This window comes from Deinococcus sp. (assembly GCF_018260555.1).
GTDB lineage: Bacteria > Deinococcota > Deinococci > Deinococcales > Deinococcaceae > Deinococcus.
The window spans coordinates 1-9,238 of the sequence record NZ_JAGLBB010000080.1; the positions used below are offsets into that span (position 1 = coordinate 1).

The following is a 9,238-nucleotide window of genomic DNA, read 5'->3' on the forward strand; positions in this document are numbered from 1 at the left end:
TTACCCTAGTGACGTAGAACACATTTTCTCTGGCGGGCCTACTAGGGTGTTTTATTCGTCTAGGCACACTTCTTCGCTAAATCATTGCGAAAACGAGCGTTTACGCAACAAATTTATACTGTCGCTGATAACGTGCTTTTTGCCTTGCAAAACTGTGTTGCAAAATCGCACTCAACGGCAATTGGGTATTGCAAGGGTTCAAAGATTGTTACCTGAGTCACTAGAGTAATTTTTCGCACCAACTCTCACGTCACCCCTTTCAGCGCGGCCAGGCGGCGGCGCAGGCCCTGGAGGCCGTGCGGGAGGCTGCAGGAGAGGTCGTCGGTTTCGATGTTCTGGGCGTCCAGTTCGGCTATCTCGACGGAAAGGGCGGTGGTGGTCAGGGTGTTCAGGGCGCGCTGCTGCCCCTGGGTCAGGGTGGGCATCAGGGTTCCTCCAGTGGCCCCGCCCGCCTGGGGGCGGGGCCGGTGAGATCAGGCGGCGACGGCCTGGGGGCGGGCTTCGGGCGTCAGGTCGTGCGCGGTGGCGTACAGGTACGCGCCGTGCTGGTTCGTCATGGCGGGCAGGGCCACAACGTCGGGCCGGGTGTCCAGCTCGACGCGGGCGCGCAGCTCATGGCTCCAGACGATGTAGGCGCTGACGGTGCCGGGGCCGTAGCCGTCCACGGAGACGCGCTGTAGGGTGGCGGGCACGTCGCTCTCGCCGGTCCAGTTCGCCTCGGTGGGCATCTCCTGGAGGTTGTGGAACTCCTCATAAGGGCGGCGGGTGGTCGTGTTCATGGCTCTCCTTTCGTAAGTGGGGCGGGTGTGGAAGGTGCCCCCTTACGCTTACAAGTATACCTTTCACTGATTACTATGTCAATAAAAACCAGTAAAACGTTTTAACGTTTTACCGTGTTTTTTAGACAACTTGAACGCGTGCAGGACAGCAACACCGCGCCACTCGGGCGCGGTCACGGGGTCAGAATGGCAGGCCATCCTCTGGGGTTCTGGGCTCGCTCTCCTCTGCCGCCGGGCCTGCCCCGCCCGGGGGCTCCTCGTTCAGCTCCCGCGCGGACTCGTTCGCCCCCCAGTCCAGGCCGTGCAGGTCCTCCAGATCGGGGCCGCTCGTGATGCTGTCCTCGTAGTACTCATCTGCGCTGTACATTGCTTGGCCTCCTCGGATGGGGCGGCCCCCCAGGGGGGCCGCCCGCTGCAGGTCAGGCGGCGGCCTGCGGGAGCGCCTGGGCGCGCTGCTCCAGCGTGCCCAGGATGTGAGACACCGCGCGCTGAATGCGGGTCAGGCTGCCCTGCAACTTCTGCGCGTCTCCTCCCCAGCCGGTGATGTAGTCGCTGACCTGGGCGGCCGCCTCGATGCCGTAGAAACTCGACAGCACGTACGCACAGGCGTCGGCCTCCACTTCGCGCGTGGCCCGGTCGGGCAGCTCCTCGGGGCGTTTCCCCTGGCCCTGAAAATGCAGCTCGACGTGTGCCCACTCATGGAAGAACACGCGGACGGCGTGCGCGGGCTCGTCCTGGCATTTGGCGCGGTTGAGCACGATCCGGCCGCCGTCCGTCCAGCCGTGCGCCCCGCGTCCTTCGCCGTCCTGCCACTCGACCGGCACGGGGGCAGCGCTCGACAGGGCGCGCAGGAGGTCGCGTGTGCCCTCGTCGCCGCCCTGCACCACCCACGCGGAACAGGTCGGGATGGGGTCGCCTTCGGTGTCGTAATCGGCAAACACGCTGATGTACTTGAAGCCCACCACCTTCTGCGCGGGCTTGCCGCTGGGCAGAGGCGGCGCCTCGCGGTCAGGGACCACGAGCGGGGCCAGTACCCGCACGGCCTTCGCGCCCTTCTTGACCTTGCGGCCTAAGTCCTTCCACGCATGGAACCCGGCCACGTGGGCCGCTTCGGGGGCCTGCATCCAGATCAGAAGCTGATTGTTCAGGCTGTACGTGTGGAAGCGGGCAGAAAAGCGCATGAAGGTCAGCAGCTCCGCGCTGGCCCCCGCTCTTAACTGTTCGGACAGCCGCTCGACGCGCGTATCGATGCGCTTGATCAGGTCCTGTGTGATCTCCTGGGAAGCGGCGCGGGCGGCTTCGCGTTCCTCGGGCGTGCTGGGCTTCTTGTACGTCATGGGCGCTCCTTGAGAGGGGGGCGGGTGTGGAAGGTGCCCCCCTACACTTACAAGTATACTTTTCACTTATTCGTTTGTCAACAGAAAACCAGTAAGCTGTTTTACCAGTAAGCTGCGTTATCGGCGTATGTCCGGGCTCACGCGCACCGCGCCGCGCCCCCGGGCGCGCACCCCTCCCACCGCCACCGGCGGCCCTTCCCCCTTACCCGCGTATGTCCAGGGCCGCCCTTCCACCTCCCGGCCCGAGGCAACTCCCGGCGATGGGGGGGGCGCTTCCCAGCCTCCCCCATCGGTGGCGGGTTGCCGTCTGAGGCGCCCCTACCCTGTCGCGCGGGAAACGTGCGCCTGAGTCCGGTGCCCTTCCGGACGAACGTGTGTGTTTCCCCGCTCCCCTTTGGGGGCGGGGGGGGATGGATCCGTACCCGGCCGCGCTCGGCTCCCGCGCCGAACCGCTTCAAGCGGGCGACGGGCGCGGCCCGCCGCCGTGACCGCAGGGAACGGCGGAACCCAGCATCGGGCGGCCAGAGGCCGCTCCTCTTCCTTCGGCCCGCCCTCCGGGCCGAACTCCGGCCCCGCAGGGCCGGGGGTGGCCGCGCCACGTCGCCCGTCAGGGCGAACAACAGATCCGTTGCGCCCTGCACCGCCACGCCCTGCGCCGCCTCCCTTCGAGACGACGCCAGGGACCGGAATGTGAAAAGGCCCCCTGCGGCGTGACGTGAGGAACGCCGCTGCCCTGGGGGCCTGGTCCCCGCGTCAGCGGGGATTCGCATGAAGGGCCGCGCCCAGCGGGCGCAGACTCGTGGCCGCGGCCCTCCATGATTCTTTGCGGACCGTGTTACGCGGCACGCAGGCACACGCGGGGGCCGGACAACCAGATCCGCGCCGGAGTCCCCAGCAGCCGGGCCAGCGCCTCGCCGTCCTTCCGGGTGGCTGCGCTGCCGTTCGTCCGGGCCACGCTCAGCATGAGGGTGCGGCGACCAGGCCGGCCGGGCACCTGATTCAGATTGAGCATGGAGACCACGACCGACAGAGACTGCTCACCTACGCGCAGGCGGACGCGGGCAATCCCTTCGCCGTCCGTACCGGGCACGGGGACATTGGCGGCTTCAATGGCGGCGTGTAGGCGTCTGGCCACTTTGCTCGTCTTGGGCATCGCAGATTCCTCCTGTGGGTGTGGTGGCCACAGGACGGGGCCGGGCGGCGGGTCAGGCCCAGGTGCCGGTGCGGATGTGCAGGCCTTCGGCGTGCAGCACCTGATGCACCTAGGGACCTCAGGGCCACGTGGTGACTGCGCCTTGCAGGTGCGCGCCGGAACACTCCTGCTGCGCGAGGTGCAAGAGCGCCTGGGCGTCGGCGGCGCTGTCCGGCTGGAGCAGGTGGAAGATGGTGCCGCCGTCCTGGGCGAAGCACAGCACCCGCCCGCGCTGATCGAGGTCATGCAGTCGGTGACTGAGCGGCGTCGGGTCGTCGTCCAGGTTGATCGGTGTTTCCAGCAGGGTCAGCAGGTACCGTGTGACCTCGACCTGGGCGCCTGCCTCGGTGGCCGCGCTGGGGCCAGTGTCCTCCAGCGCGGCAATGGGGAGTCCGGCACGCTCCACAAGGCGGGCGGCATGGGCAGAGGAGCAGGCGTGCACCGTGGCGGTCGCCGCGCCGGAGAAGTCACGGATGGTGTAGCGGGTGAGCATTGCAGGTCCTCCTGGGGTGGGGTGCCCGCGTGCTGGCGGGCTGGGCGTCATCCGGTGCCTGGGGCCGCCCGGTGGGGCGGCCCACTAGGTTCAGGCCACGTGCCCCCAGCGCTCTCGGCGCGCGAAGTCCCAGACCAGCAGGACCTCTTCATCCGTCAGGGCGGCGAGGCTGGTCACGGTCTTGTTCAGGGCGCGGCTGCACAGGACGTAGTGCGTGCCGCTCGGCACGCCCAGGCGGGCGAAGTCGCGGTGCAGGGTGCAGGCGCGGGCTTTCCCAATGGTGGGGGCGGGGATGGCCCGACCATGCCGCTGGGCCAGCCGCTCACCGACGGGGCCGATCATTAGATTGGGGAACTGTTCGGGGTGGGCCAGGGCGTCGGCGCAGCGTTTGGCCCAGGCCTTCAGGGTGCCCAGCAGTTCGAGGACCGGCAGGGTGACGGTGCGTGTGGTCTGCTCGTCAACCATCGTGACGCTGAGGTCGCTGTTGAGGGAGGCGCGGAAGTAGCCGTAGCCGTCCAGGTTCTCGTAGATGAGTCCGGGTGCGATGGGTGCCGTCATGGTCGCTCCTTTGTGCAGGGGGCGGGTGTGGAAGGTGCCCCCTACATCTACAAGTATACTTTTCACTTACTTCTTTGTCAAGATAAACACGGTAAACCGTTTTACTGTTTTACCATGTCGTGACTAGCATGCTCAGCGCTTGAAGTCGCCCCGCACGATGCCCGCGTAGATATCCGGGAACTGGGTCTCGAGGACCACCTGCACGTCGGTCGGGTCGGCCCCCGGGAACGGCACGAAGTACGCACAGAGGGCCGCTTCGATGTCCTGCTCGTAATACCCGTTGGCCCGGCGCACAGGCGCAGGAATCCGCTCGTTGACCGCTGGAGACAGGTGGTAGCCCCCGTGGCTGCCGGTCTCGACGAAGATCACACCGGGCATCACTTCTTCCTGGAAGGTGACCACGCCCCAGGGACTGACTTCCTGTGGCAGGAGGGGGCCTTGCTCCTCGCGGTCAGGCCGCACCTTGCACCGCCGGTACAGGCCCGTTCACTGGCTCCTGAGCAGAGGCGCGCAGGCGTGCAGCAATGGGGTGCAGGGGCAGGGCCAGCGTCACCCAGTCGCGGGCGGGTTCACCAGCGCGCACCGCGTCATGCACCTGGGCGCAGCACGTTGGATGCCCGCTGCCCGTCACCGGCGCGAAGGTCGGCCGCGACCGCGTGCAGGGTCTCGCCGGACGTATGGGGCAGCCCGGCTTCGTGTTGCTGGCACCCTCCACATCAGTACCTCGTGGCTCACTGCGAGTCGGGTGTGGCCTTCCTTCGGCCACGTCCGGGTGCTGCACCCGTGTCACTGCTGGCCTTGTCCTCCGGCCGCTTTGCCGCGCGCCTGGGCTTCATCGAGGGCGTGTAAGTGGGCACGCTGCTCAGCTCATCCCCGGTGGCCACCCGGTACTCCCCGGCTTCCCGGCCGCCCCGCCCCACCATGCCGCCTTCGCGCAGGGTCACGATCAGCCCGACCTGGCGCAGCAGCTGAAGGCTCTCGGAAAACGTCTGGTAGTGGTGACCATACGCGTCCACGAGGTCCTGCACGTACAGCTTGCCGGGGTGCTCACGGACGTACAACCAGGTGAGCTTGTCCAGGGCGGAATAGCTCTTGAGCACGTCAGGAATAGGGGAGGACTTGGACATAGCACGAGTATGCCGGGCGCGGCGGCCTGGCAGGTATCTCTGGGCGGTCTTGGGGCGGTGCTGCAGGTTCATCGGGGGTCCTCCACAGAAAAGGGGGTGTGGTACGGTGAGGAGAAGGAAGCGGGGTTTGGGTTCTCCTTTCCCGACTTCCAGAAGCGCGAAACGCGGGTGTGGAAACCTTGGTGCGGATCGTGATTCGGGTGGGGGGCTTCGCGCCCCTCACTTTTTTCAGGTTGAGGCGGGGCGCGGCACCCCAGGTCAGGTGGAGCGGCCGTACCCCTTGATCCAGGGCCGCGACTGACGGCCCGCGGGCACCGTCCGGTAAGCGCTGCGCACAGAGGCTTCGAAATGGGCTGGCAGGTAGGCCTCCCGGCGGCCCCTGGTGTTGGTCAGGGGCAGCAGCGACAGCCAGTAGGGCCCGATCTCCAGCGCCTCTTCCCGGCTGAAGTCGTTGTCGCGCAGCTGGCAGCACAGCCAGAATCCAGCGTCGTTGCGGCCACGGTGATCCACCATCCGCAGGGCGTGCTCGACCAGGATCTGATAATCGATCCGTGTGTGTGGCGCGCCCTGCGTTCCGTCCCCGTCCGGCGCCGCGAACACGGGTGCCTGGGCGGCCGCGCGGGGCGGCTCGGGCCGGTCCTCGGGCGCACAGTCCAGGCCCAGCAGCTCGCGCAGGCGGTAGGACTGGCCATCCACCTCGATCTCCCGCGGAATGTGACAGCGCTGAAGCAGTCTTGTTGCGGACAGCCGTTCATACGCCCCGGTCGGCGTGACGGTCGGCGGCAGCATCGCCAGCCCACCGTCCGCCCGCACGTCCAGGCCCCGGGGCAGCGTCTTCTTCGACCGGCTGTTCAGGGTGGCCACCGGCCAACCGGGGTGCCTGCAGTAGACGTGGAATCCACCGCTGGGGGTCCGCACGTGGGCGTCCCAGCCCAACTGCCGGAGCAGCGCCGTTCCCGCCTCTCCATCGAAGTCCAGCGCAATCAGTCCGGAGACCCGGCCGGTCACCATCGCCAGCCCCGGCGCGCGGTGCACCTCGAACCAGGTGCGCAGCTCCTCCGCGCGGGGGAGGCGCTCACGCAGGGCCATGAAGGTCGCCTTCCACTTCTGCTCGCCTTCGTCCCAGTAGCAGTGGTCGGTCTTTTTGAGGGCGTCGTAGTGGGGGCGTTTGGCGAAGTCGCCGGATACGCCTGTGGGAATGATGCTCACGCCCGCGGCCACGTACCGCTCAGCGGCGCGCAGCAGGTCGGTGGACGGGGACGTGATGGGCCTGTGGCAATGGGTGGGGACTGCGGGAGAGACCAACATGGCTGCCTCCTCTGAACATGTAGACCTTGAGATGACCTGTCAAGCCGGGAAAAGAACAACAGGTCCGCAAAAAGAACATCCTCTGCATGCCCGGTTCAGTTCACCCCCCGTGCCGCGGCCTCCTGCCCGGCCTGCCCATGCTCACGGGGCGCGGCCGGTCCATCGTCTCCACCGCCAGCCGGTGCGCGTCGGCGAGGCTGTGCCCTGACCGTTCAGACAGGGGTTGCAGGGCGTTCGGAACCGGATTTCTCTGTTCGTCACTCACGCGTGCCCTCCTTGGGGTGCCGGGGGGCGCCGGGCACCCCCTGGCCAGGTCTTAGCGGCTGAACGTCACCACGTCCGGCACCCATCCGGCGGCTTTCAGCCTGGGGGCCATCTCGACGATACGCCCCATCAGTTCCTTCTTGCTCACCCCCGGCGCCATGCCCGGCTGGGCATCCCTGGGCATCGTCGCCGCCAGGGCCGTCAGCTGCGGGATGGTGTAGGCGCTCAGGAACTCCTCGGTGACCTCCCACTCCCGGCTCAGCCGCACGTCCGCGCCCGTCTGCGTCGCCACGTACACGGCCAGCTCACCGGGGCGTGCGCTGGGCGCTGTACCGGACCAGTGGTGCAGTGAGTCGTGCAGGTGGTACGCCAGCAGGCTCAGCAGGTCATCCGTGCACAGTTCCATCAGCGCGGCGTGCAGCTTCGGGCCAGACACCCGGCTCACCATCGTGCCTTCTTTGTGACTCTGGAACAGATCAGGGCGCTCGGTGGTCCAGTGCTCCACCACCGCCACAACTTCCGGCAGGGGGGTACTCAGGCTGGGGGCCACGTCCACCCTGACCTTGACTTCACTGCACGTCTCGAACAGGCCCTGGACGGTCAGTGCGAGGCACCGCTGCGGGTCATTGACCAGCTGCCCCCACAGCACGCGGGCGCGGGCCTCCTGGCCGACCCGGTGCGCGGCGTCCTTCACCGGGCGGTCCTCGGGCGGCGTCTGCGCGCGGTTCTGTGCCGCCTGGGTTCGCTCAGCGGCCTGCTGGGCCTTCTGTGCGGCCTGCACGTCGGCCTTCCGCACCACCCGTTCGTGACGCTTCATCTGCCCGCTGCAACTGTGCAGGTACAGCACACCGCGCAGGTTCTCGGGGCCGTAGTGCTCGTACTCGCGCCAGGGCAGGTTCTGCACGTAGTCCGAGGTCACCACGTCCACGAACGCCCACGCGCCGCTGTCCCGGTCGGCCTGGGCCTGCGCCTCGATGGCCTCCAGCTGCAACGCCTGGGCCTTCTGCGTGTCCCGGAAGTAGGCGGGAGTGATTCCCCACAGGTCCTCGACGATCAGCAGCCCCGACGCCTCAGCATCGAACAGGGCGTCACTCACGAGGATGCGGCCCTCGGTGGTCAGCTTGCGGAGCTGATCGGCACTGTAGGCACGCGGGTTGTCCTTGACCAGCCGCACCAGATGCTTTTTCAGTTCCCCGGTGGTCTGCGCGATCACCTGGGCCTGCGCCCCGTTGATCTTGCCCTCGGTGAGCAGCTTGCGGGCCTCTTTGCCCAGGCCAGAGGCCAGGGTCAGGCGCTGCTCGACCAGCCGCACGTCCCGCCCGCTCCGCGCCGCGATGTCATCGGGCTTGAGGCCCAGGCCCACCAGCCGGGAGAAACCGTCCGCCTCCTCCAGCGGGGTCACGTCCTCGCGCTGGAAGTTCTCGGTGACCGCAATCTCTACCAGTTGTGAATCGGTCATGGATTTCACGAGGCAGGGCACCGCATAGCCCTCGGGCACGCGCAGCACGTCGCTCGGTCCGCCCTGGTCGTCCACGAGTTCCAGCCCCTCGACCAGCAGGGCCACGGCGCGGTACCGGCGCTCACCTGCGGCGATTTCATAGGCGCCCGCCTCGGTGGGGTGGGGGCGCACCACGAGGTTTTGCAGGACGCCCTTGTGGTAGATGTCCGTCGCCAGCTCGAAAAGGGCCTTGTCGTCAAACGCGCGCCGGGGGTTGAGCGCGCTGCGGCGTAGGGCCGTCCAGGGGAGCTGCGCCACTTCGGCGGTGGGGGAGAGGCGCAGTGCGGTAGGGGCTGGGGCGTGGGTCAGGTCGTGGGCAGGTTCCGTCATGTGGGTTCTCCTTGCGCATAAACGCCGTGTGGGAGCGGGTGTGGAAGGTGCTCCTACAAAAAGAAGTATACTTTACACTGATTCGTTTGTCAACAGAAAGCCGGTAATCCGTTTTACCAGTAAACCGCATTACCGGCATATGCACAGACTCACGTGCCCCGCGCCGCGCCCCTGGGCACGCACCCCTCCCCACCGACTCCGGCGGCCCTTCCCCCTCGCCCGCGTCTATCCAGGGCCGCCCTTCCACCTCCAGGCCCGAGGCAACTCCCGGCGATGGGGGGGCGCTTCCCAGCCTCCCCCATCGGTGGCGGGTTGCCGTCTGAGGCGCCCCCACCCTGTCGCGCGGGAAACG

11 protein-coding genes are annotated in these 9,238 nt (G+C 67.5%); all 11 read right to left on the reverse strand.

The features are described 5' to 3' along the window. Positions 1 to 245: 245 nt before the first annotated feature. Positions 246 to 425 (reverse strand): hypothetical protein, encoded by a 180-nt coding sequence (locus QZ271_RS12700; RefSeq protein WP_291432044.1) that lies wholly within the window; start codon positions 423 to 425, stop codon positions 246 to 248. Positions 426 to 473: 48 nt separating this feature from the next. Next, complete coding sequence (locus QZ271_RS12705; protein WP_291432046.1) at positions 474 to 779, reverse strand: hypothetical protein; 306 nt, start codon at positions 777 to 779, stop codon at positions 474 to 476. Positions 780 to 960: 181 nt separating this feature from the next. After that, entirely contained in the window at positions 961 to 1,146 is a 186-nt protein-coding gene (locus QZ271_RS12710) for a hypothetical protein (RefSeq protein WP_291432047.1), read from the reverse strand. Positions 1,147 to 1,198: 52 nt separating this feature from the next. Then, a complete protein-coding gene (locus tag QZ271_RS12715; protein ID WP_291432049.1) occupies positions 1,199 to 2,116 on the reverse strand; it encodes an ArdC family protein in 918 nt (305 codons plus the stop codon). An 835-nt stretch (positions 2,117 to 2,951) separates the two neighbouring features. Next, complete coding sequence (locus tag QZ271_RS12720; protein ID WP_291432051.1) at positions 2,952 to 3,269, reverse strand: hypothetical protein; 318 nt, start codon at positions 3,267 to 3,269, stop codon at positions 2,952 to 2,954. A gap of 118 nt (positions 3,270 to 3,387) precedes the next feature. Then, positions 3,388 to 3,801 (reverse strand): hypothetical protein, encoded by a 414-nt coding sequence (locus QZ271_RS12725; RefSeq protein ID WP_291432053.1) that lies wholly within the window; start codon positions 3,799 to 3,801, stop codon positions 3,388 to 3,390. A gap of 90 nt (positions 3,802 to 3,891) precedes the next feature. Further along, entirely contained in the window at positions 3,892 to 4,359 is a 468-nt protein-coding gene (locus QZ271_RS12730; protein ID WP_291432054.1) for a hypothetical protein, read from the reverse strand. A 132-nt stretch (positions 4,360 to 4,491) separates the two neighbouring features. Next, entirely contained in the window at positions 4,492 to 4,821 is a 330-nt protein-coding gene (locus QZ271_RS12735) for a hypothetical protein (RefSeq protein WP_291432056.1), read from the reverse strand. A gap of 269 nt (positions 4,822 to 5,090) precedes the next feature. Further along, entirely contained in the window at positions 5,091 to 5,486 is a 396-nt protein-coding gene (locus tag QZ271_RS12740; protein WP_291432058.1) for a hypothetical protein, read from the reverse strand. A gap of 258 nt (positions 5,487 to 5,744) precedes the next feature. Continuing rightward, positions 5,745 to 6,794 carry a bifunctional DNA primase/polymerase gene (locus QZ271_RS12745; protein WP_291432060.1) on the reverse strand — a complete coding sequence of 350 codons (1,050 nt, stop codon included), beginning with the start codon at positions 6,792 to 6,794 and terminating at the stop codon, positions 5,745 to 5,747. A 316-nt stretch (positions 6,795 to 7,110) separates the two neighbouring features. After that, on the reverse strand, positions 7,111 to 8,886 hold the full coding sequence (locus QZ271_RS12750; protein ID WP_291432062.1) for a ParB N-terminal domain-containing protein: 1,776 nt from the start codon (positions 8,884 to 8,886) through the stop codon (positions 7,111 to 7,113). Positions 8,887 to 9,238 lie beyond the last annotated feature (352 nt).

Coding starts and splice junctions, on each gene's coding strand:
- QZ271_RS12700 (WP_291432044.1), bottom strand. CDS start 425: ATGCCCACCCTGACCCAGGGGCAGCAGCGCGCCCTGAACACCCTGACC.
- QZ271_RS12705 (WP_291432046.1), bottom strand. CDS start 779: ATGAACACGACCACCCGCCGCCCTTATGAGGAGTTCCACAACCTCCAG.
- QZ271_RS12710 (WP_291432047.1), bottom strand. CDS start 1,146: ATGTACAGCGCAGATGAGTACTACGAGGACAGCATCACGAGCGGCCCC.
- QZ271_RS12715 (WP_291432049.1), bottom strand. CDS start 2,116: ATGACGTACAAGAAGCCCAGCACGCCCGAGGAACGCGAAGCCGCCCGC.
- QZ271_RS12720 (WP_291432051.1), bottom strand. CDS start 3,269: ATGCCCAAGACGAGCAAAGTGGCCAGACGCCTACACGCCGCCATTGAA.
- QZ271_RS12725 (WP_291432053.1), bottom strand. CDS start 3,801: ATGCTCACCCGCTACACCATCCGTGACTTCTCCGGCGCGGCGACCGCC.
- QZ271_RS12730 (WP_291432054.1), bottom strand. CDS start 4,359: ATGACGGCACCCATCGCACCCGGACTCATCTACGAGAACCTGGACGGC.
- QZ271_RS12740 (WP_291432058.1), bottom strand. CDS start 5,486: ATGTCCAAGTCCTCCCCTATTCCTGACGTGCTCAAGAGCTATTCCGCC.
- QZ271_RS12745 (WP_291432060.1), bottom strand. CDS start 6,794: ATGTTGGTCTCTCCCGCAGTCCCCACCCATTGCCACAGGCCCATCACG.
- QZ271_RS12750 (WP_291432062.1), bottom strand. CDS start 8,886: ATGACGGAACCTGCCCACGACCTGACCCACGCCCCAGCCCCTACCGCA.